Source organism: Rhodopseudomonas sp. BR0M22 (assembly GCF_010907035.1).
Lineage (GTDB): Bacteria > Pseudomonadota > Alphaproteobacteria > Rhizobiales > Xanthobacteraceae > Rhodopseudomonas.
In genome coordinates this window covers 13,716-34,915 of sequence record NZ_QUMK01000013.1, presented here as the reverse complement: position 1 = coordinate 34,915, position 21,200 = coordinate 13,716, and the positions used below count along the sequence as shown (strand labels likewise).

20 protein-coding genes are annotated in these 21,200 nt (G+C 64.2%); 7 read left to right on the top strand and 13 right to left on the bottom strand.

Annotated features, from left to right (window positions below):
- Window positions 1–14 precede the first annotated feature (14 nt).
- The 10 genes from DY468_RS06105 to DY468_RS06060 all read right to left on the bottom strand — a co-directional run bounded on the left by DY468_RS06105 (window position 15) and on the right by DY468_RS06060 (window position 10,686).
- Entirely contained in the window at window positions 15–1,337 is a 1,323-nt protein-coding gene (locus DY468_RS06105) for a glycosyltransferase (protein ID WP_164603366.1), read from the bottom strand.
- A gap of 12 nt (window positions 1,338–1,349) precedes the next feature.
- On the bottom strand, window positions 1,350–2,063 hold the full coding sequence (locus DY468_RS06100; protein WP_164603365.1) for a class I SAM-dependent methyltransferase: 714 nt from the start codon (window positions 2,061–2,063) through the stop codon (window positions 1,350–1,352).
- Window positions 2,064–2,074: 11 nt separating this feature from the next.
- Window positions 2,075–3,778 carry a capsule polysaccharide biogenesis protein gene (locus tag DY468_RS06095; protein ID WP_164603364.1) on the bottom strand — a complete coding sequence of 568 codons (1,704 nt, stop codon included), beginning with the start codon at window positions 3,776–3,778 and terminating at the stop codon, window positions 2,075–2,077.
- Complete coding sequence (locus DY468_RS06090; protein ID WP_164603363.1) at window positions 3,775–4,473, bottom strand: acylneuraminate cytidylyltransferase family protein; 699 nt, start codon at window positions 4,471–4,473, stop codon at window positions 3,775–3,777. The genes DY468_RS06095 and DY468_RS06090 overlap by 4 nt, the downstream gene beginning before the upstream one ends.
- A gap of 16 nt (window positions 4,474–4,489) precedes the next feature.
- Window positions 4,490–5,647 (bottom strand): UDP-N-acetylglucosamine 2-epimerase, encoded by a 1,158-nt coding sequence (gene neuC, locus DY468_RS06085; protein WP_164603362.1) that lies wholly within the window; start codon window positions 5,645–5,647, stop codon window positions 4,490–4,492.
- Complete coding sequence (locus DY468_RS06080; protein WP_164603360.1) at window positions 5,644–6,642, bottom strand: N-acetylneuraminate synthase family protein; 999 nt, start codon at window positions 6,640–6,642, stop codon at window positions 5,644–5,646. Before DY468_RS06080 ends, neuC begins: the two co-directional genes overlap by 4 nt.
- A 134-nt stretch (window positions 6,643–6,776) precedes the next feature.
- Window positions 6,777–7,565 (bottom strand): hypothetical protein, encoded by a 789-nt coding sequence (locus tag DY468_RS06075; RefSeq protein ID WP_164603358.1) that lies wholly within the window; start codon window positions 7,563–7,565, stop codon window positions 6,777–6,779.
- Between the two features lie 89 nt (window positions 7,566–7,654).
- Window positions 7,655–9,115, bottom strand: a complete 1,461-nt coding sequence (locus tag DY468_RS06070; RefSeq protein WP_164603356.1) for a lipopolysaccharide biosynthesis protein — start codon at window positions 9,113–9,115, stop codon at window positions 7,655–7,657.
- The gene (locus DY468_RS06065) at window positions 9,112–9,474 is read right to left on the bottom strand and encodes a hypothetical protein (RefSeq protein ID WP_164603354.1); all 363 of its coding nucleotides are present in this window, start codon (window positions 9,472–9,474) and stop codon (window positions 9,112–9,114) included. Before DY468_RS06065 ends, DY468_RS06070 begins: the two co-directional genes overlap by 4 nt.
- A gap of 54 nt (window positions 9,475–9,528) precedes the next feature.
- Window positions 9,529–10,686 carry an STELLO glycosyltransferase family protein gene (locus tag DY468_RS06060; RefSeq protein ID WP_205512058.1) on the bottom strand — a complete coding sequence of 386 codons (1,158 nt, stop codon included), beginning with the start codon at window positions 10,684–10,686 and terminating at the stop codon, window positions 9,529–9,531.
- On the opposite strand from DY468_RS06060, the gene DY468_RS06055 reads away from it, so the two are divergent.
- A complete protein-coding gene (locus DY468_RS06055) occupies window positions 10,675–11,904 on the top strand; it encodes a glycosyltransferase (RefSeq protein WP_164603352.1) in 1,230 nt (409 codons plus the stop codon). The genes DY468_RS06060 and DY468_RS06055 overlap by 12 nt on opposite strands.
- 1 nt (window position 11,905) lies before the next feature.
- On the opposite strand, the gene DY468_RS06050 is transcribed toward DY468_RS06055, so the two are convergent.
- The 3 genes from DY468_RS06050 to gmd form a co-directional block, all read right to left on the bottom strand.
- Entirely contained in the window at window positions 11,906–12,925 is a 1,020-nt protein-coding gene (locus tag DY468_RS06050; RefSeq protein ID WP_164603350.1) for a GDP-L-fucose synthase family protein, read from the bottom strand.
- 63 nt (window positions 12,926–12,988) lie between these two features.
- Entirely contained in the window at window positions 12,989–13,939 is a 951-nt protein-coding gene (locus DY468_RS06045) for a GDP-L-fucose synthase family protein (RefSeq protein ID WP_164603348.1), read from the bottom strand.
- Window positions 13,920–15,005 carry a GDP-mannose 4,6-dehydratase gene (gene gmd / locus DY468_RS06040; RefSeq protein ID WP_164603346.1) on the bottom strand — a complete coding sequence of 362 codons (1,086 nt, stop codon included), beginning with the start codon at window positions 15,003–15,005 and terminating at the stop codon, window positions 13,920–13,922. Before gmd ends, DY468_RS06045 begins: the two co-directional genes overlap by 20 nt.
- A 352-nt stretch (window positions 15,006–15,357) precedes the next feature.
- On the opposite strand from gmd, the gene DY468_RS06035 reads away from it, so the two are divergent.
- From DY468_RS06035 to DY468_RS06010, 6 genes are all read left to right on the top strand, one after another.
- Window positions 15,358–16,122: a glycosyltransferase family 2 protein gene (locus tag DY468_RS06035; RefSeq protein ID WP_164603344.1), complete on the top strand. Its 765-nt coding sequence runs from the start codon at window positions 15,358–15,360 to the stop codon at window positions 16,120–16,122.
- Window positions 16,119–16,736: a class I SAM-dependent methyltransferase gene (locus DY468_RS06030; RefSeq protein ID WP_164603342.1), complete on the top strand. Its 618-nt coding sequence runs from the start codon at window positions 16,119–16,121 to the stop codon at window positions 16,734–16,736. Before DY468_RS06035 ends, DY468_RS06030 begins: the two co-directional genes overlap by 4 nt.
- Before the next feature lie 173 nt (window positions 16,737–16,909).
- A complete protein-coding gene (locus DY468_RS06025) occupies window positions 16,910–17,215 on the top strand; it encodes a hypothetical protein (protein ID WP_164603340.1) in 306 nt (101 codons plus the stop codon).
- Window positions 17,212–18,396: a glycosyltransferase family 4 protein gene (locus DY468_RS06020; RefSeq protein WP_164603338.1), complete on the top strand. Its 1,185-nt coding sequence runs from the start codon at window positions 17,212–17,214 to the stop codon at window positions 18,394–18,396. Before DY468_RS06025 ends, DY468_RS06020 begins: the two co-directional genes overlap by 4 nt.
- Window positions 18,396–20,342 (top strand): asparagine synthase (glutamine-hydrolyzing), encoded by a 1,947-nt coding sequence (gene asnB / locus DY468_RS06015; protein ID WP_164603336.1) that lies wholly within the window; start codon window positions 18,396–18,398, stop codon window positions 20,340–20,342. Before DY468_RS06020 ends, asnB begins: the two co-directional genes overlap by 1 nt.
- A complete protein-coding gene (locus DY468_RS06010; RefSeq protein WP_164603334.1) occupies window positions 20,333–21,199 on the top strand; it encodes a methyltransferase domain-containing protein in 867 nt (288 codons plus the stop codon). The genes asnB and DY468_RS06010 overlap by 10 nt, the downstream gene beginning before the upstream one ends.
- The last annotated feature ends 1 nt before the right edge of the window (window position 21,200 follow it).

Genomic DNA, 21,200 nt, shown 5'->3' with positions numbered 1-21,200 from the left:
CTGGCATGTCGCTCTTAATCGTCCGAGTGTGAGATCGTCAGCATGTTCGAAACCGCAACGCCCTGCGGAAGCCGCCGCGTCGCTGCGCCGGCAAGGTCGCCGCACAGATCGTGATAGCGCTTGCCGCAAGCGATCAGGTCGAACCGCTGTTCGGCAACGGCGCGGGTCGCCGCTCTCAGCGCGGCGACGTCGGTCCGGTCGAGTAACTCGGCCACACCGCGTGCAAGAGCGTCGTCGTCGCCGACCGGCGCGAGGACGCCGTTGATGCCGCCAATGATCGCATCGGGAATCCCCCCGGCGGCAAAGGCGGCGACCGGCGTTCCACACGCGATCGACTCCAGCACGACATTCGGCAGGTTGTCTTCGAGGAACGGAGCGATCAGCAGGTCGGCGGCGGAATACACCCGCGCCAGTTCCGCCTCACCGTCGATCCGTCCGAGATGGTGGAGCGGGAATCCGCCGAGCTGGCCGATCTCGCCGGCGGCGGCGCCGCCGAACACCACGCAGGTCAGGTCCCGCCGTCCGGCCGCAGCGAGGCGCTCGATCGTGCCCAGCAGATGGCGATATCCCTTGCGAGGGTCTTCGGTGGCCCCGAGCGCGCCGAATAGCACAATCCGGCCTTCAGAGGGCAGTCCGAGAGCGTGGCGCGCGCCTGCCGGATCGTGCGGACGGAACACCGACAGGTCGACGCCGGTTGGAATGTGCTCGATCCGCCGGCCGCCGAACAGGCTGGAGCGTCGGGCGAGATCTGCGATCCAGCGGCTCGGCGCCGCCACCGTGATGTCGAGTCCGCGGTACCCCTGCTCGCGCCGGCGATGCCCGTCGCGCGACAGATCGCCGGCATCAGCGCTGTTTAGCTGCGGGCACTCGCCGCAGGCCTGCTCGAAACGGGTGCAGGCACCGGGATAGTGGCAGCCCCCGCTGAAAGGCCAGATATCGGATAGCCGCCACACAATCGGCTTGCCGATGGCGCGGAGCCGGCGGGCGTCGAGAAACGCGCCGGCGACCCAGTGCAGGCACACCACATCGGCCGAGGCGAAGCTCTGCCGATCAATCCGCCCGTAGCTGAATCGCATCGGCGAGAACGGGGTCGGCGGCCGCCCGGTATAGCGGCGCAGCGCGCGGGCATTGAGATAGGCGACGACATCACTGCCGAACCGCCCGACGCCCGGCCAATGGGCCGGCACCACAGTGGGGTCGTCCTTCGATCTCCGCCCGACATGGAACGTCGAATTCAGCCCCAGCCCCAGCAGCGTCCGATGGATCCGGAACGCCGCCTTGTTGGCGCCGCCTTCACTGTCCGATTGGGCAAGATGCGCGACAGAGAGCGGCTGCATCGGATGGCGCATTCATGCCCGGGCGATAGCGATCAAGGATTGCGGCTTGCGGAAGCGATTCAAAAGCTCGGAGAGTTGATAGCGCAGCGCCGAGACGTGCGCCGGCTTCTGCCCGGGAAAGGTCCGCACTTCGGTCTGGACATCGCGAAAGCCGTGCGCGGTGAGGCATTGCGCCAAAGTGGACTGCGACCAACTTCGGACATGTTGCCAGCGATGAAAGATCACGTTGGATACCGGGCAATACACCATGCTGTCGGCTAGTTGCTCCTCGTTCGGCGTGGTGACGATAAGCGCGCCGCCGGGCTTCAGCAAAGTCTTTGCCTGATTGAGCGTCTTCGACAGCCAGTTATCGTCGAGGTGTTCGACAACTTCGAGCAGGAATACCGCATCGAACCGTCGGCCTTCGGTCAACAGCTCATCGATCGTCGCGAAGCCGAGAAACCCCTTCCGACCCGAAACGCTGACAGCAGACCCCATCGTCTCGCGCGAGAGGTCGGCTCCTTGCACCGAGAAACCTGCGTCGAGCAGATGCGGCAGCAGATGGCCCGGCCCACAGCCGTAGTCGAGAACCGTCAAGCCGCTGGGAAGCCTCGACTTGACGTGAGCTACGACGGCACGCCCTTTCTGATAACTGAAGTAATTCTCTGAAAACTGCGAATGGTAGCCCCAGAAACGCGAAAGCGTTTCCTCATTCCATTCCAGCATCGCCGGCTGAGATGTGGTCATCGCCTTGCCTCTCACAAACCGGCAGACTGCGGCGCGCGTGCCGTGGAGCGCGCCAGATAATCGATCGCCTCGGGGTTCGCCGCCCAGGCGGCGAAGTCGTCGAGGTCGCCATTGTGGCCGATCTGCCGATTGTCCGCCACCGTGGGCACGAGGTTCTGGAACAGAGGATCGGACACGTCGGTGCCGATCTCGGTCCGAAAACTCCGGTAGATCCAGGGCCGCAACGCGAACAGCGCGTGCGCGTGCACCCGGGCGCGGTGCACCCGGTCGGGTGGCAGCCGCTCGATCTGTTCGAGGCAGGCCATCCGCGCCAGATAACTGGCTCGCGTGGCATGGTCCTCGGTGAACCCGAAGCCGGAATAGCGGCCGCTGCCCGCGGTCACCACCGGCACACCGAAGCACGGCAGTTCGTAGCCGATACTGCCGCGCACGGTGATGCCGACGTCGACCATGCGGAACAGCGACAGCGTGCTGATTTGGGTGTCGGGCAGCAGGATCCGGACGTGATCGGGCAGCTCGCCGATCTGCTCGCGGATCAGCCGCATCTCGCCGAACTCGTCGGTGACGCCGGACATCTTGCGCTTCCAGAGGTTCGCAGGGTGCAGCTTGATCAGCCAGTTCAGCCGCGGATTGGCGACAGCGGCCTTGACGGTCTCGATGAACCACTCGCCGTAGTTCTCGAACACGTCCTTGCCGTAGAACAGGTTGGCGTCCCACAGCACATGAGAGAACAGAACCGCGGTCGGCCGCGCGGGGCTCAGCTTCAGAGAGTCGCGGATTTCGTCCGGCGTCATGTCGACCGTGCCGGGCTGGTTGCGCGCCTGCACCTTCCAGACGCCACCGTAGCGCTGTTCGAATTCGGTATCGAGCTCCCGCTCCTGTGCTTCGCCCCAGGGCGACGCGATCAGCCGGTCCAGCGTCTCCGCGGTGATCGAATTCGGATGCACCCGCCGGGTTTCGCGTGTCAGCTTCTTCTGCACCAGCGCGTCCTCGCGCGACGGCTGGGTGAAGTGGATGGTGGAGATGCCGCGCGCGATCGCAACGTCCACGAAGGGGCCTATCACGTGGTAGTTCGGCTCGTTGACCAGGATCAGCGTCGGCAGCGCGCGCTCGAGATAGTGCTCGGCGGCGTGGACGAAGCGCACCGACTCGGCGAGCTGCTCCAGCAGCGCCTCGCGAACCTCGGGCTTGCGCGGATCCGGCGCGCCGTCGAACCGCCGCCGCGACACCGACGACAGCAACTGCGGACCGAGCCAGGCACCGCGATAGGTCCACTCCAGCACCGACTGGAAGTCCATCGGCGTCTCGGCGCGGCGCGCGCCCTCTTCATTCGCAGCGGCTTCCGCCGACTGGCTCGCGATCAGGTCCTCGAAGGCGACGAATTCGTCGATGCCGAACGCGCGGTACAGGTTACGGGCGTGGGTGTAGACGTTCGACGTCAGGACCCTCACCCGCCACCCCTTGCGCCGCAGCGCCAGTGCCTGCATGCATTCGAGCTTGGCCGCGTAGGTGTTGTTGGTCATGCTGAGCACCAGCAATACCGGCGCATCTGCCGCAGGCGGCGGTAGCTGTCGCGCGAAGCCGACCGCGTCCCATGTCCGCGCCTCGTCTGCGCGCAGCCGACGATACAGATCCGGCGACCGCAGCCGGACAACAGCATCCGCGAGCGGTCCGGCGAGCGGCGTGCGGCGAACCCAATCCTGCAGCGCCTTCATGGGACGTATCCAGTGCGCATCAGGTGATCAGCCAGCCGCAAGTCCTCGGGCGCGTCGATGTCGATCGAGGCGATCTCGTCCATTTCGTAGCCGACGGTCGGGTCGCCATAGAGTGCGCCGGCGTCGAGCACGGAACTCCTCACGATCAGTACCGCCGGGCCGTTCCGGCCGAACAGCGTCTCCTTGTCCTGGCGCCGGGTCTTGCCGACCTCACCGCCGAAATACGGCGCCAGTCGGCCATCCTGCTCTCGCATCTGGCCTTCCGGCACGAAGCGGTGCGGCACCCGCACCACGCTGACCAGCGTCGACGCTCTGCTGGCCCGGAACTTCTCGACCGCCTCGCGGACGTGATGCGGCCGGCGGAACGGCGAGGTCGGCTGCAGCAGTACCAGCGCCTCGACCTCGGCGCCGTCGGCGCGCAGCGCGGCGAGCGCGTGCTGCATCACGCCGAGCATCAGTGCGCCGTCGTTCGACAGCTCGGCCGGGCGGCGGAACGGGGCTTCGAGGCCGAGCGCGATGCCGGCCGCAGCGATCTCGTCGTCATCGGTGGAGAGGATCGCGCGGTCGATGACGCCGGAACTCAGCGCGGCTTCGGCAGTCCAGCCGAGCAGCGAGCGATCGCCGCACATCGCGAGATTCTTGCGCGGAATACCTTTCGAGCCGCCTCGGGCCGGGATCAGCGCGGCAAGAGTCATCGTCGCGCTCTCATCGTCAGTAGGTGATGCACTTCTGGACATCCACCTGCTCGGTCGCGAGCAGGTCGGCGATCTTGCGGCCAGCGCTGCCGTCGCCGTACAGCGGGTTCATCGCGTAGCGGCCGTGCTTGACCTGCCGGGCGATCGCGTCGCTGATCTGCTTCTTGTCGTAAGGCACCTCGATGACGTTCTCGCCGCGGTCGCGCATGTTCTGGCGGGTGCCGATGTTGACCACCGGCGTGCCGATATAGGCGCCCTCCCGAATGCCGCTCGAGGAGTTGCCGATCAGACATGCGGTCGCTCGCATCAAATTGACGTAGACGTCGATCGGCAGGTTCTTGAAGAAGTGCATGCGGTCGTCGAGCTTGCGCTCGCGCCATTTGCGGATGCCGCGCGAGATATCGTCCGAGCCGGCGTCTGCATTCGGCCACAGCACGATCGCGGCGAGGCCCTGCTCGCGCACCGCTTCCAGCGTCATGGTGATCTGCGCCTCGCCGCTGCCGTACTCGGTGGTGACGGGATGCTGCGAGATCAGCACGAACGGTTCGTCGACCGGAAACCGCTCGCCGACGCCGATATCGAACAATTGCTCGCTGATGGTACAGTTCGAGTTCTTCAGAATATCGGCGACCAGATCGATGCGCGGGCAGCCGACGAGGTGGACGTGCTGCGGCAGTTCGCCGAGCTTGATGATGCGGTCGCGCGCGCCGGGGCTCGCCGGAAAATGGATGTGCGCGAATTTGGTGACGGCGTGGCGGATGCTCTCGTCGATCGTGCCGCTGACCTCGCCGCCCATCGTATGAGCGACTGGAATATTCATGTAGGCGGCGGCCAGCGTGGTGGCCATGGTCTCGAAGCGGTCGCCGACGGTCAGCACGACGTCGGGTGCGAGCTGCTCGAAAAGCGTCGGCAGCTCGATGAGGCCGAGGCCGGTGGATTTCGCCATCGTCGCCGGGGTCTCGCCCTCGATCAGCATGGTGACCCGGGCGTGAGGGGTGAAGCCGTCCTTCTCGATCAGGTTAACCACCGAGCCGTAGCGGTCGAGTACCGCCGAAGCGGCGACGATCAGCTGCAGCTCGAGCGCCGGGTGCTCCTTGATCGCCCGCATCGCCGATTTGATCGAACTGTAATTGGCGCGCGATCCAACGACGACACAGATCTTCTTCTTGTTCACGCGAAATCCTCCAGGGAAAACTTGTGGTCCCGAGGAACCGCGTTGACGACCCGCCGACCGATCAGGTCGCGGTATTTCGCAGCCGGAATGCCGTCGCCCGGCTTCTTGAAGGCGAGATGGCTCTCGGCAATCTCGGTGCCGGCGGGCAGTTCGGCGGCGGCGACGATGCTCTTTTCGAAGATCAGCTTCATGTCGGTGACCGCCGACAGATCATTCTTGTCGACCTCGCTCGCCATCATCCTACCGGCGTCCTTCAGCTCGCGGCACAACAGCCGGAACTGATCCGGCTCCATGCTGTGCTTGGCGTCGCTACCGTACATCAGCCGCGAGAAGGTAAAGTGCTTTTCGATCACAGTTGCACCGAGCGCCACCGCGGCGATCGGCGCCGCAAAGCCCATGGTGTGGTCCGAATAACCAACAGGCAGTTTGTAGCGGCTCGCCATCTCGACCATCACGTTGAGCCCGACCTTCTCAGGCGGACAGGGGTAGGCCGAGGTGCATTGCAGCAGGGTGACTTGTCCACCCCCGTGGCAAGCGGCGACCGCGGCGTCGAGCTCAGCCCAGCTGCTCATTCCCGACGACAGGAAGATCGGCTTGCCGGTGCGGGCGATCCGCTCCAGTAGCGGTACGTTGCTGACTTCACCGGACGGCACCTTGTAGGCGCCGATCCCAACCTGCTCGAGCAGATCGACGGCCTCCAGCGAGAACGGCGACGACAGAAAGTCGACCTTGGCGGCCGCAGCCACCGCGGCAAGGCGCAGCCACTGCTCGGTTGAAAACCCGGTGCGGCGAAAGTAATCCGCGCGCGGCTCGGCCGAGAAATATGACGGCGACGGCGCGTCGAGCAGGGTCTCGGCCTCGGCGATATGGGTCTGGAACTTCACCGCGTCGGCGCCGCAATCGGCCGCCGCCTCGATCAGCCGACAGGCATTTCCGAACGAGCCGTCGTGGACGGAGCCGATCTCGGCAATCACATAGGGAACTTGGGGGCCCACGATCCAACCTCGCGCGTTCGCGGTAGAAATCGATGATAGCACAGTGACATATCGAAGAGCGGAGGGTTGATCAAGGACGGCCACAGACGCCACCGTCGAGCGTGAGACGCCTCCCCGACGGACGTCATTCCATCTCAGCGCCGCAGCAGCCGGTAGGACAGTCCGTAGAGCTTGGTAGCAGCCGCATAGGCGCCGAGTTGCCACAGCGCTCTGACCATTACCGGCTGGTGCAGCCCAAATTCGCTGCGCCAAGCATTCCTAAGAAGCGACCGATTAGTGTCGTCGAGTCGAAGCACGCCGAGCGAGGATGTCTCCAGCGAGCGCGCGGCGGTATCACCGGCGAACGCAATCTCCCTCGCCTTGAGTTCCCGCCACCGCGGACCTGGATCCTTCAGAGCCGCTTCATGGAACGACTGCTGACCTCCCAGCCGTTCGAAAAGTTCGCGCCCTCCAGTGCCGGGATTGAGATTGTGCAGAGCAACGACCTGGACACGATCGTCGGTTGCGGCAGCCATCATCGAAATCGCCGGCCACCCCTTCGGACCGTCGGTAATCAACGCGAGCCGACGCCCCACACCGTCGCGCGCCAGTCGGCCAAACTCCTCATAAGCACTGCCCTTGACCAACTGGATCGGCAGGTGTGCCAGCCGTTGACGGCAGGCGGCGGCGCGCGCTGCGTCGTGCTCCAGATCGACCGAAGCGATCTGGCGGCCGTTCTGGCTGGCCCAATCACCGAGAATCTCGGTCGAATAGCCGTCCTGGCGGCCGGACTCGATCACCCGGTCGACGCCCGCCAAGCTGCAGACAGCGATAAAGAACGCCATCTCGCACGGAAAGATTGCGCCCTCGACCCAGCGCTCGACATAGCCGCCGTTGAGCAAAATCTCGGCCGCTGCTTCGGCTGCTTCCCGAATGTCCGTCATCAATGACTCGCCATTTCACAATCTGGTACAGCCACAGCATGATCGCGTGGCGGATAGGTATATTTGGCAGCTATAGGTATCGTTGGCAGCTAAAGGCGAAGTGTCCTTAACAGGTCAGCGAACCGTGCGCGTTCAAGCGCCAGAATACCGAGAACCATTACCGCAAAAATTACGCCACGCAGCGCTACGCTCACGGAAGCCTCCGCGTTAAGAAGCCAAACAGCAATAGTCAACACGATTCCGCCGATCACCCACCGGTCCTGGAACTCGATCCGGCGACCGAATGTTGTGCTTTTCCAGCGTAGATACAGCCGGAACGCGATGGCTTCGACGATCAGGACCGCGATCACCCCAGAAATTCCCAGCGAAAGGCCGTAGCCAAACGCCTTGCCGACCACCACCGGTAGAGCGGCCAGCGCCAACAGCGACAGCCCGGCCCGAACCCGGCTGACAGCCGGGCCGGCCCCCTCCGCATAAACCAACGCGTTCTGCGCGCGCCCCGAGACATGAATCAGCAGCAGCACCGCGAGCCACGGCACCAACGGCGCTGCCGCGGTCAGCCGATCATTCGTCAGGAGGGCAACAAACTCCCTTCCGAAGAAGGCGAATCCGATTCCGAACAGCGAGATCAGAATATGCACCAACATCCAGACCTCACCGGTCCTGCGAAACCCACTCTCGGCGTCTCGCGCCTCGGCCAGTGAAACGGACCAAAGATTGTGAGAGAAGGCATTGGTGACGTTCATTTGCAGTCCGTAATACAGACGCGCGTGGTTGTAGAAGCCGACCGACGCCACGCCGACATTTCCTGCAATCACGGCGTTCTCACCGACCCCACGGAGGCCGTCGGTAACGCCGGTGAACGCCGCCGTCGGCGCATGACGCCAGACCACCCCCAGCCAGTGCGCGCTCGGCCGTGTCCACGGCTGGACGCCGAGCGCGAGCCCCGCAATTGCAAGCGAGGCGAGCTGCCCGATCACCGCACCGGCGAACAGTGATGTCGGGCCAAGGTCGAGACCGAACAGGCAGACCAGCGTGCCGGCAAACGTCCCGATTGCCTGTGCGGCGATCTGCGCCGCGATCGCATTGCCGCGGCCGCTGACCGAGAACACCGTGGTCGCCAGCATCGTCACCGACCGCAGAGGGATGATCGTCGCAGCCAGGATTTCGGTAAGCCACGAATAGTCCCCCGCATCGGAGCCAATCAGATAGGGTTCCACCAAAGGCCACGCCGCCACAAACAATACCGCCAACGCCGTGCTCAGCCCCAGCGAGACCACAAAGAAGCTGGCGATCATCCGCCGCCGCTCGGCGGCCGACTCGACACCGTAATGCGCCGGCAGCGCGAGCGCCCCGCCGCCATCCCCGATCGCGTTAGCGAATGCGGTGACCGACATCAATAGAGCGAAATAGCCGAAATCGGCAGCCGTCAGCTTGAGCGTAGTAAGCGGCAGAATCGCCACCGCCAGCAGCGCCTGCAACGCCGTGGCCCCGAGAAACAGCAGCACGCGCCCTGCGAAGTGACCGCGTACTGCGGCGAGAAGATTCATGCTGCGCTGGGCCGGGGCGCGGCAACGCAGACAAACGACACCAGCAAGCAGGTTAGGTAGTGGAAGTTGTCGTAGGCGAGCCTCATCGTGCCCGCACCGAAGCAGCCGAACTCCATGTAATAACCGTCGATCGGGCGATTGACGTTAGCGAAGCGGGCCATGCACAGGAACAGAAACTTGCGCTCTTGGGCAACGTGCTCGAGATAGGAATCTCGAACCCACCGCGCCCGCGGCGACAGCAACGGCGCCTGCAGCACCGCAAAGATCCGCCGCGCGATCATCTTGTAGCGCTCGGGCAGCTTCTCGTAGCGAGGCGGCAGAGCCTGCCGGAGGCGATCCTGCCAACTGCGCGATCCCATTCTAAAACCCCCTGCAAATCCCTGACGAGGGACTACGCCGTCGACGGCACGCTATCATTTCGCCTTACGAACCCGGTCGATGTCAGCGATCCACGCTTCGAGCAGTGGGATTTCCTGTGCTCCCACTAACCCCGCGGTCACCAACGCCTCATAGCAGCGATGTAGATCGTGAACGAGATTGTCCAGCCCGCCCGAGATCGGGAGGTTCTCAAGCATCGTCCGTATGCGGTGATTGTGCAGATACCCTGGGATCTCGTCCTCGAAATCCTTCATCAGGTCGTGCTCGTTACGATCCTGCCAGACCGTGGGACCGTGAAACAGAATGTGCCAGCCGTTTTCCCAGGCAATCCGCTGGGCAATCATGCTGCGCCAGATATCGGTGACTCGGAAGTTGCAGTAGGCAGGCAGGTACATCAGCGGGAAGGCGTCGGGCCACCAGCTCGTATTCTGGCTATTGAACGGGCACCAAGAGCCCGGTCCGAACGCCACCACGCGATCGGTGCGAAAATTCTGTGGTAGCGGTAAAATCAGCCGATACACCGCATCAACATCGGGATTTTCGTCCGCGAGGCCCTGTTGGATCGGGCTGTCGATGTCGGACAGTTCGAGTGACTCCCACGGCGGAACGGGCTTCAGAATTTGATCCAGCGGGAGACCGCGCGGCCAGATGTTGCTGTCCGAGAAGTAGCTGTAGGCATTTACCCAACCGGCATTTGACATCGCTCGCGCACGCAGCTTGCGGCTGCGTTCGGCAAAATATTGCGGCCTCGGATAGTTGTCATCGTCGGTTTCGGTGATCATCTCGGCACCGCGACTGATCGCGGTCAGGTAGCCGACATTCTTACGCGCGTAACACGCGGTGGGCGCCATCTCCGCGTACTTCAGGCCGGACGCAAGTTGATCAGCAATACTCAGGAATGAGCACCCATCGATCGAAAACCCGCTCGGCGACTTGGTGTCGCCGACGACTATGAAATCAAAGCCGGCCGGGTTCGCATCCTTCGCGATCGCTTTCATCACCGGATTCGGTGCATTAATCGACGTTACGATAATCGCTTGCTTCATTGAACCCGGACCAGATAGATTGAGTTTTGAGGCGCCGTTCCTCGCAAACAATCCCGCGGACATCAAGTCAAATTGCGCCTCGGGGGCTCGGTCCGACTGCGCGGCCGGCCGCAATTCGAGCGCTGGAGGCGCGGCTTGACCAATCATCGGCGTGTCGTGATTTGTTCGCTGGGCGTTCCGCACCCCCGCGAAGGAGCAAGTCTCGTCATCATCTATAATTTTATCGAGCCGCTTCGGCGGGCCGGATTCGATATCCTTCACATCGTTCTGCTGGAGGGCGATTCGGCCGCGGCGGGGCCCGCCCTGGAGAGCTACCGCACCACCGTTGAGAGCCCGCACTACGAAATTGTCACGGTAACGACACGGAAATTCGTCGACCAGGGCCCACGGGCACACACGATCGATCTGTCTGGTTGCTCCCGCGCGATCGAGCGAGCCACGAAATTCCGAGCGGACTTGGTAATCGCCTTCGATATTGTCCCGGCGTGGGTCGCCGCATCAATTCCGTCCCGCCGAAAGCTTGCTTGGCTCGGTGACCTGAACTTCCAAACCACCTACTATCATGGCCTGTACGGCCTGCAGGAGCGGCCCTGGCGACTCCTGTCATTCGCAAAATTCTGGCTCGCCGCGCGTAACTGGCGGCACGTCTACGCGAAAGTCCTGGCCGACTACGACGAAGTGATCGTCTCGGCGGAATCGTCGGTCGCGCAGATCGCGGGGCTCGGCCTTCGAAACCACGGCTATCGCCCATATCCGTGGCCGGTAGACGACCCGCCATCCGATCCGTCACCGAAACCGGCGACGCCCACCTTCATGTTCTTCGGCAATCTGGTCGGGCTGGGTTCGCGTTCCGCTTTGCACTTCATGGTCGCCGAAGTTTATCGACGACTCATCGGCCTCTGGGGACAGGGTGGTTTCCAGATCCTGATTGCCGGACGAGGGCATTTGCCGGAATGGTTCTCGGTGGCGATTGCGGACAAGCCGGAGTTCGTCAGGATCGGTTTCGTCGAGGATCTCCCCGCAACGCTTGCCGGGTGCCATGGCGTCCTCGTCCCGATCGACGTCCCAGTGGGAAACCGAACGCGCGTGCTGTACGCCCTCAGCCAAGGAGCCCTTGTGATCGCGCACGCCAATGTCGCACTCGGGAATCCGGCGTTGATCGACGGCGAGACGTGCGCGTTAGGCCATGACGGAAAGTCTTTCGTGGCGCGCATGGAGCGGGCTTTCGCCGATCCGGACTGGAGCCAGAGAATCGGCGAGGCAGGGCGAACCGCTTACATGCAACTATTTCACCCGGGGCGAGCCGGTGCGGACTTCCTGTCGCGAGTGGAGGCGCTTCTGGCGCCGCCGCAGGCTGACACCTAAATTAAGTCGACTGGAGCTTGCCGACATCGCGGCTGGCGCTGTCGGCACCGTAGCCTCGCAGCAAGGCTCCCGCATCGTGGCTTTCGAGGAACCATTTGTAGGTTCGGTCGAGGCCCTCGCGCAAGCTGAGGCGCGAGCGCCACCCCAGTTGCGATAGACGCTCCGTGCTGAGCAGGCGCCGCGGGGCGCCCTCGGGCCGCGTCGTGTCGAACTCGATACGACCACGATAACTAGTAACCTCGGCAACGAGTTCGGCAAGTTCGCGGATCGAAACGTCAACACCGCTGCCAATGTTGACGATCTCGCCCGAAGAATACGACTTCAGCAGAAAGACCAGCGCGTCCGCACACTCGTCGACATAGACAAATTCCCGCCGCGCACTGCCTGAACCCCACACGGTGACAACATCCGCCTTGGATACCGTTGCGTCATGGAAGCGACGCAGGAATGCGGGGATCACATGGGAGTTCTCGGTGTCGAAATAGTCGCCAGGCCCGAACAAATTGCCGGGAACCGCAGAAATGAAGTCGCAGCCATGCTGCTCTCTAAAAGCCGCGCATTCGAGCATACCGGCGATCTTGGCGATGCCGTACCAGCGGTTGGTCGGCTCGAGCAACCCGGTCAGCAATGCATCCTCGTCGATTGGCTGATCGGCCAGCCGCGGATAGACGCAAGATGAACTGACGAAAACGAGCTTAGCAACACCGGCTTCGGCAGCAGCACGGATGACATTGTTCTGGATCGCCAGATTATCTGACAGGAAATTGGCAGGGTAACGGCTGTTGGCCTGGACACCACCGACCCGTGCAGCCGCTAGCATCACAACGTCGGGACGATTGGCGCGCATCCAATCCTCCACAGGCTGCTGCCGGCGGAGATCCAGTTCGTCCCGATCCACAGTGATGATCTCACAGTGCTCCGAGGCCAGACGCCGCGCGATCGCGGATCCCAGCATGCCGCGATGCCCGGCGACCCAAACGCGCCTCCCGCTAAGATCAAAAGGCATTGCAGTTACAGCCATTGTGATGCCGCCTCGTTTTGCTGCCGGATCAAACCGTGCATGGATTTGGGAGCCTCTCCCCGATCAACTCTGGACGACATCGTCCAAGAACGCCTCATACGCCAGCCGAATCCCCTCCCGCAGCGGAGTCTGCGCCCGCCAGCCGGTCGCCGTGAGCTTGCCGACGTCGAGCAGTTTTTGCGGGGTGCCGTCGGGGCGGCCGGCGTCGAATGTCATGGCGCCGCGATAGCCGACGACGTCGGCGACGATCCGCGCCAGTTCGGCGATGGTGACGTCCTCGCCGGTGCCGACGTTGATCAGGCTGCGCTCCGAATAGGTCTTCATCAGGTGCACGCAAGCGTCGGCGAGATCGTCGACATACAAGAGTTCGCGGCGCGGCCGGCCGGTACCCCACACTGCCACCTCGGTGGCGCCGGAAGTCTCGGCTTCGTGGAAGCGGCGGATCAGCCCCGGCACCACATGGCTGTATTCGGGGTGATAATTGTCGCCGGGGCCGTACAGATTGGTCGGCATCACGCTGATGAAGTCGGCGCCGAACTGGTCGCGATAGGCCTCAGCCAGCTTGATGCCGGCGATCTTGGCAATCGCATAGGGCTCGTTGGTCGGCTCCAGCGGCCCGGTCAGCATCGCCTCCTCGCGCAGCGGCTGCGCCGCCAGCTTCGGATAGATGCAGGACGAGCCGAGAAACATCAGCTTCTCGGCGCCGTTGACGTGCGCGGCGTGGATCACGTTGGCGGCGATCACGAGATTGTCGTAGATGAATTCGCCGCGCAACGTGTCGTTGGCGACGATACCGCCGACCTTGGCGGCGGCCAGGAACACCGCCTGCGGCCGATGCGCCGCAAACCATGCGTCGACCGCCGCCTGGTTGCGCAGGTCGACCGCGTCGCGCCCCGCCGTCAGCAGCTCGACGTTCTCGCGTGCCAGCCGGCGCACCAGCGCGCCACCGACCATGCCTCGGTGCCCGGCGACGAAGACCTTCTTGCCCGCCAGCTCAAACGGCAGCGGAGCCATGCGCAGCCTCCTGCCGGGCCTCCGCGAGATCGGCCGCGACCATCTCGCTGACCAGCTGGGCAAACGACGTGGTCGGCGTCCAGCCGAGTTCGCGCTGCGCCTTGGCGGCGTCGCCGATCAGCAGCTCGACCTCGGTCGGCCGGAAATAGGCCGGATCGATCCGCACCACAGTGTTGCCGGACTTGGTATCGATGCCGGTCTCCTCGACACCCTTGCCGCGCCATTCGATGCTGCGGCCGATCTCGGCGAAAGCAATCTCGACGAATTCGCGCACCGAGCGGGTCTCGCCGGTGGCGAGCACGTAGTCGCCCGGCGCGTCGGCCTGCAGGATCTTGTGCATGCCGACGACGTAGTCGCGCGCGTGGCCCCAGTCGCGCTTGGCGTCCAGATTACCGAGATAAAGGCAGTCCTCCAGACCGGTCTCGATCCGCGCCACGCTGCGGGTGATCTTGCGGGTGACGAAAGTCTCGCCGCGGATCGGGCTCTCGTGATTGAACAGAATACCGTTCGACGCGAAGATGCCGTAGGCCTCGCGGTAGTTGACGGTGATCCAGTAGCCGTAAAGCTTGGCGACCGCGTAGGGCGAACGCGGATAGAACGGCGTGGTCTCTCGCTGCGGCACTTCCTGCACCAGGCCGTACAGCTCGGAGGTCGACGCCTGGTAGAACCGCGTCTCCTTCTCCATGCCGAGGATGCGGATCGCCTCCAGCAGCCGCAGCACGCCGATCGCATCGGCGTTGGCTGTATATTCGGGGCTCTCGAAACTCACCGCAACGTGGCTCTGGGCGGCCAGATTGTAGATCTCCGTCGGCCGGATCTGCTGCACCAGTCGGATCAGATTGGTGGAGTCCGTCATATCGCCGTAATGCAGCATGAACGGCGTGTTGCCGGAATGCCGATCCTGATACAGGTGATCGATCCGAGCGGTATTGAACGACGACGACCGCCGCTTGATGCCGTGGACGACATAACCGAGCCCGAGCAGGTATTCGGCGAGATAGGCACCGTCCTGCCCGGTGATCCCGGTGATCAGGGCGACCCGGCGGGTCGAATCATTCGCAGACATCTCTTCTCCAATACCCAGCCGCGATGCCGCGGCAGTTCGGCTGCCATTCCCGGCTGCCCCGGCCGTCGGAAATGTGATGCGCTTAGGACGGCACGAACACGGTGGTTGCTTAGCCAATCCCACCAGCAGAGGCCACAGGAAAACACGCTCCGGACGGGCCCTCGGCACAGCGAAGTCCCGCGCCTTTCCGCCCCGGCGCCGGATTTGGAAGTTCCGCCAGCGTGGTCCGACCGCGGCGGGCGACCGATTTGACACGGGTCGGCCCAAAGTGCAACTTCAGCACCCAGCTAATTAATGCGAATGGGATGGCGATGGCCGCGCCGCCATCCTGCTGCGAGTGGTCCTGGAACAGATGCTAGCCGAGACAGAGCCGCAAACGCCGGCCCGCGACCAGGACCGTCCGCCGACCCTCTCGATTGTAACCGTCACCTACAACAGCGCGGCCACTCTGGATGACACGCTGCGTAGCGTGCGCAACCAGAGCTGGCGCGATTTCGAGCATGTGGTCGTCGACGGCGGCTCCACCGACGGCACACTCGACATCCTCGAGGCGGCAGGCGATACGGTGAAGTGGGTGTCGGAGCGCGATGCCGGCATCTACGACGCGATGAACAAGGGAATCCGCCGGTCGCGGGGGCGCTGGATCCATATCCTCAACTCCGACGATTACTACGCGTCCGACGACGTCCTCAGCCGTGTCATGCCGAGTCTGGTCGAGGATGCGGTGAATTACGGCGATCTGATCCGCGCCCACGACGACGGCAGCCAGGTAACGCAGCGCTATCCGTTCCGGAAATGGCCGCTGTACGTCTCGGCCTATCTGCCGCATCCGTCGCTGATCGTGTCGGCGCGGCAGTATCGGGCGCTCGGCGAATACGACACCAGCTTTCGCGTCGCCGCCGACCATGACATGATCCTGCGGCTGGTGGAAAACTACCCGGCCAACCACATTCCGGTGGAAATGACGGTGATGCGGCAATCCGGCATCTCCGCTACCAATCTCGATCTCAGCATGCGCGAATTCGGTCGGGTGCTGCACAAGCACGGCATGCCAACACCGGCGGTGGCGGCGATCACGGCATTTCGCCGAATCTGGTGGAAGATACGATCCGCATGAACGATCCCAACAGCCTCGCCATCCGCGCCGGTGTCAGCGGCCGGATCCTGGAAATCGCCAAGGATCGCGGCGTGGCGATCGCCGACATCGGCTGCGGCGAAGGCGAACTGCTCGGCAGGCTCGCCGAACTCGGCTACACCAACCTCACCGGGGTCGGCTGGCAGGTCAACGTGCCGCCGAGCATTCCCAAGGTCGAGAAAGTCGATCTGAGCCGCCCTGGCTGGGCCGATCAGCTCGACGGCGCGACCTTCGACATTATGACGGCCACCGAAGTGCTCGAGCACCTCGTCAATCCGTTTGAATTCCTGACCCAACTGCGGCGGCTCACCAAGCCGGGCGGCCGGCTGATCCTCACCTTCCCCAACGTCCACAACTGGCGCAGCATCGTCGGCTACGCATTGGGCGGCAGATTCAGTGGCTTTTTCGGCCCGAACTGGAACGACAACCACCCGCTCCACGATCAGCACATCTTCATTCCTAACCATCACCTGGTGCGTTACTTCCTCGGACTCGCCGGCTTCGAAATCGTTGCGATCGATTATCTCTTCGGGAATGGCAAGCTGTTCGGCACGACCGCGATGTTCGATTGCCGGGCGGTGACGCCCAAGCTCTGAGGCCGGTTCCATCCGGCCTGAGCGCGGCCGCCGCGAGCGACCGTCGATTGCCGATTTCACGGCAGCTTGTTAGCGCAAGGGATTGGCCGTATAGGTTTGCCGGACTGACGGGGGCAAGAGGGTCAGCGCTGAGGAGATGCGCCCATTCCTGCCTCCGGGAAGATGGATTTCAGATGCATTCCCCCGAGGCGGTAGCCCTGACCATTCCAACGGAATTTTTCAAATCGCGCCTTCGCAGGGCGCCAAACGGGATTCCGCTTCACGGTAACTATCCGAAGCACTACGCGTTGCCCAATTCTGCCGACGATCTGTGGCGCACCTGCGGCCGCCGTCTGTCAAACATCGTCGAGCTGATCCGTTCCGGACTGGCATCGAAGCCGGCGTTGGTCGGCGTCCTCAACCTATCGGGGACGCGCCGCATCGAACCGCTGATGGCGCCTTTGCGCATCCGCAGCTTGTCTTGCGGGACCAAAACGTGACGGCAGCGACGGCGCCGACAACGGCTGTTTCAAGTCAGGCGGCCGGCCGCCGCAAGGTACTGATCTGGCACTGGGGCCGGCGCGGCGGCGGTGTGCGCTACACCTACGAACTGGTCAAGGAATTGCGCCAAGATCCGGCGCTCGAGCTTCATCTGTCGCTGTCGCGCCAGGGCGACATCTTCACCGAACTCGACGCGCTCGGCCTGCCCGGATTCCACATCGACACCTACACCGACATCCCCTCCGCCGTGACGGCGCTGCTGCGACTACCGTTGGTGCGTAGCCGGTTCTGGCGCTACGTCCGCGAGCAGGGCATTTCCGTCGTCGTCTGCACCATGAGCCATCTGTGGGACGTACCGGTGCTGTGGCGCAGACCGCGCGATGTCGCATTTGTGTTCGTGCTGCACGACGCTTTGCCGCATTCCGGCGACGACGTGCCGATCCGCAAGCGGATGCTGGACCGCGAGATCTCCGAGAGTGACGGCATCGTCGCGCTGACCGAGCACACCCGAAAGCTCGTCACCGAGGTCAACCGCTTTCCGTCCGACCGGGTCTGGGTAATTCCGCTCGGGGTGTTTCCCTATGCGGACAGCGTCACCGCTGCGCCGGCCACGGCCGCGAACCGTCCGCTGCAGCTTTTGTTCTTCGGCCGGCTGATGCCATACAAGGGACTCGATCTGCTGCTCGACGCCTACCGGATGCTGAAACAGGCCGGTAAGAACGTCGCACTGCGGATCGCCGGCCCCGGCGACATCGGCCCGTATCAGGCGCAGCTCGCAGGCCTCGCCGACGTCGATCTCGACATCCGCTGGATTCCCGAAGAAGAAGTAGGCGCGGTGTTCCGCGACATCGACATCGTGGTCGCACCGTATCGCGGCGCCAGCCAGTCGGGCGTGCTGGTCACCTCGGGCGCGGCGGGAATCCCCGCCGTTGTGACTCCGGTCGGCGGCCTCGCCGAGCAGGTGCTGCACGAACAGACCGGCATCGTCGCCGACGCCGCGACACCAGAGGCGATCGCTGCAGCGGTGACCCGGCTGGTCGACGACGACGCGCTGCGCCGCCGCTGCGGTGAAGGCGCGCGGCAGCACGCAGCCGACGTGCTGAGCTGGGCGTCGATCGCCGCGCAGTTCTCGCCGATCCTGCGCAGCGTGACGCCGCGCCGTCCCGGCGGGGGTGCCTGATGTGCGGGATCGCCGGAGCCACCGCCGCGCGGCACGCGCCGGTCGATCGCACCGTGCTGAAACGGATGACCGACGCGCTGGCGCATCGCGGCCCCGACGGCGAGGGTCTGTGGATCGCCGATGACGGCGCAGTCGGCCTCGGCCATCGCCGACTGTCGATCATCGACCTGTCGTCGTTTGGAGCGCAGCCAATGGAATCGGCCTCGGGCCGCTTCGTGCTGTCCTACAACGGCGAGGTCTACAACTACCTGTCACTGCGCGATGAGCTGGCCGGACTCGGCTATCGTTTCGCCGGTCACTCCGACACCGAGGTGATCGTCGCCGGCTGTCAGCATTGGGGGCTCGAGAAGACCCTGTCGCGGCTCGCCGGGATGTTCGCGCTGGCGCTGTGGGACAAGCAGGAGCGGACGCTGTCGCTCGCCCGCGACCGCATCGGCATCAAGCCGCTGTACTACACGGTCAAGGACGGCGCGCTGGCGTTTGCCTCGGAACTGCGCCCGATCGTGGCGTGGCGCGGCAGCCTGCCGGAGATTTCGCTGCGCGGCCTGTCCGAATTCCTGCGGCTCGGCTACGTCCCCTCCCCGCTGAGCATCTTCGAAGGCGTGCACAAACTACCGCCGGCGACGGTGCTGACCTTCCACGACGGCCAGACGGCCGGACCGAGACCTTATTGGTCCGTCGGCGAAACCGTCGCCCGCGGCTTCGCTCGGCAGCGCCAAGACGAGACTGCGGTGCTCGACGAACTCGACGCACGGCTGCGCGAGATCGTGTCGCAGCACATGATCTCCGACGTTCCGCTCGGCGCGTTCCTGTCAGGCGGCATCGATTCCAGCACCGTCACCGCCTTGATGCAGGCCGGCAGCAGCCAACCGGTGAAGACGTTCTCGATCGGCTTCGAAGACCCCGCCTACAACGAGGCGAAACACGCCGCCGAAGTCGCCGCACATCTGAAGACCGACCACACCGAGCTCTACGTCTCCGAACAGGATGCGCTGGCGGTGATTCCGTCGCTGCCCGACATCTACGACGAGCCGTTCGCCGACATCTCGCAGATTCCGACCTATCTGGTGGCCAAGCTGGCGCGGGAGCGCGTCACCGTGAGCCTGTCGGGCGACGGCGGCGACGAATTGTTCGGCGGCTACAACCGCTACACTTTCGTCTCCAACTATTGGGACAAGCTGAACCGGATTCCGCGCCCGCTGCGCAGCCTGGCGGCGGCCGGGATCAACGCTGCCTCGCCGGCCACCTGGGATTCCGCATTCCGGCTGTTCGGACCGGCGCTGCCACAGCGGCTGCGCCCGGCGCTGCCCGGCCAGAAGATGCAGAAGATCGCCTCGGTGCTTGCAGCGCCGACGCTGTACGATCTACAGAGCCGGCTGATCTCGCAATGGCCACATCCCGAGGCCGTACTGGCATCGGGCGCGGGCAGCGTCGCCGAAGCGCTGCTGCCGCCGCCGGTCGAGGTCGATGGGATTCCCTCGGCTGCGCAGCAGATGGCGTGGGACACCAGCACCTATCTGGTCGACGACATTCTCACCAAGGTCGATCGCGCGACGATGCGGGTCGGCCTCGAGGCGCGGGTGCCGCTGCTCGATCACCGGCTGGTCGAGTTTGCCTGGGAGATTCCGCTGTCGATGAAGTTCCGCGACGGCTCGGGCAAATATGTTCTCAAGCGCTTGCTCGAACGCTATGTTCCTCGTCAACTGTTCGAGCGGCCGAAGATGGGCTTCGGCATTCCGGTCGATAGCTGGCTGCGCGGGCCGCTGAAAAGCTGGGCGTCGAACTACCTGTCGCACAGCGATCATCCCGTGCACGACCTGTTCGACCGCGCCGCGATTGACGCCACCTGGCGCGAACACCTCGGCGGCCGGATCGATCGCGGCGGACAACTCTGGACGGTGTTGATGTTCGATTCCTGGCTCCAGAGAGCGCGGCAATGGGTGTGATGTCGCAGCTACCGTGGTGGGTGAAGATGGGCGCCAAGCTCGGCCTCGCCCGCCTTCCGGTGCCCTACGGCTTCTGGAAGAAGCTCGGCATCTTCCGTCATGGCGAGATGATGGTGCCGGAACGCGCGGTCTCGGCATTCGAGAGCCACTTCGCCGACGCGACCGCCCGCGCCACCATGCCGGCCGGCTTTCACTCGCTCGAACTCGGCCCCGGCGACTCGGTGCTGTCTGGCTTCGTCGCGCGAGCGTTCGGCGCCGGCAAAGCGTGGCTGGTCGATGCCGGCCCGTTCGCCGAGACCGGCATCGACGGCTGCCGTGAACTGATCGAGCTGCTGACCGCTCGCGGCAAGCCGCTGCCCGGCATCACCGGCGACACGCTGGCTCAGGCGATGGCGCAGGCCGAAGTGGAGTACCTGACCGACGGCACCCGCTCGATGGCCGAGATTCCCGACGCCTCGATCGATTTTGCGTGGTCGCAGGTCGTGCTCGAACACATCTACCGCGAGGATTTCCCAGCCTTAATGCGCGAGCTGCGCCGGGTGATGAAGCCGGACGCGATCGGGGTGCACAGCATCGACTTCCGAGATCATCTTGGCGGCGGGTTGAACAATCTGCGCTTTGCCGATGATTTGTGGGAGCAGCCGAAGTTCCGCGATAGCGGCTTCTACACCAACCGGATTCGCCCGCGCGAGATGATCGGCTTGATGCAAGCCGCCGGCTTTTCGGTCGACGTGATCGACCAGCAACGCTGGCCCTCGCTGCCGCTGCCGCGCGATCGGATGGCGCCGCAATTCGCAACTTTCGCCGACGAGGATTTCATGGTGTGCGAAATCCGCGTCGTGATGCGTCCGGTGTAGG

Coding starts and splice junctions, on each gene's coding strand:
- DY468_RS06060 (WP_205512058.1), bottom strand. CDS start 10,686: ATGATTGGTCAAGCCGCGCCTCCAGCGCTCGAATTGCGGCCGGCCGCG.
- DY468_RS06100 (WP_164603365.1), bottom strand. CDS start 2,063: ATGACCACATCTCAGCCGGCGATGCTGGAATGGAATGAGGAAACGCTT.
- DY468_RS06025 (WP_164603340.1), top strand. CDS start 16,910: ATGCATTCCCCCGAGGCGGTAGCCCTGACCATTCCAACGGAATTTTTC.
- DY468_RS06050 (WP_164603350.1), bottom strand. CDS start 12,925: ATGGCTGTAACTGCAATGCCTTTTGATCTTAGCGGGAGGCGCGTTTGG.
- DY468_RS06045 (WP_164603348.1), bottom strand. CDS start 13,939: ATGGCTCCGCTGCCGTTTGAGCTGGCGGGCAAGAAGGTCTTCGTCGCC.
- DY468_RS06030 (WP_164603342.1), top strand. CDS start 16,119: ATGAACGATCCCAACAGCCTCGCCATCCGCGCCGGTGTCAGCGGCCGG.
- DY468_RS06090 (WP_164603363.1), bottom strand. CDS start 4,473: ATGACTCTTGCCGCGCTGATCCCGGCCCGAGGCGGCTCGAAAGGTATT.
- DY468_RS06075 (WP_164603358.1), bottom strand. CDS start 7,565: ATGACGGACATTCGGGAAGCAGCCGAAGCAGCGGCCGAGATTTTGCTC.
- DY468_RS06065 (WP_164603354.1), bottom strand. CDS start 9,474: ATGGGATCGCGCAGTTGGCAGGATCGCCTCCGGCAGGCTCTGCCGCCT.
- DY468_RS06035 (WP_164603344.1), top strand. CDS start 15,358: ATGCTAGCCGAGACAGAGCCGCAAACGCCGGCCCGCGACCAGGACCGT.
- DY468_RS06010 (WP_164603334.1), top strand. CDS start 20,333: ATGGGTGTGATGTCGCAGCTACCGTGGTGGGTGAAGATGGGCGCCAAG.
- asnB (WP_164603336.1), top strand. CDS start 18,396: ATGTGCGGGATCGCCGGAGCCACCGCCGCGCGGCACGCGCCGGTCGAT.
- DY468_RS06105 (WP_164603366.1), bottom strand. CDS start 1,337: ATGCAGCCGCTCTCTGTCGCGCATCTTGCCCAATCGGACAGTGAAGGC.
- DY468_RS06095 (WP_164603364.1), bottom strand. CDS start 3,778: ATGAAGGCGCTGCAGGATTGGGTTCGCCGCACGCCGCTCGCCGGACCG.
- gmd (WP_164603346.1), bottom strand. CDS start 15,005: ATGTCTGCGAATGATTCGACCCGCCGGGTCGCCCTGATCACCGGGATC.
- DY468_RS06070 (WP_164603356.1), bottom strand. CDS start 9,115: ATGAATCTTCTCGCCGCAGTACGCGGTCACTTCGCAGGGCGCGTGCTG.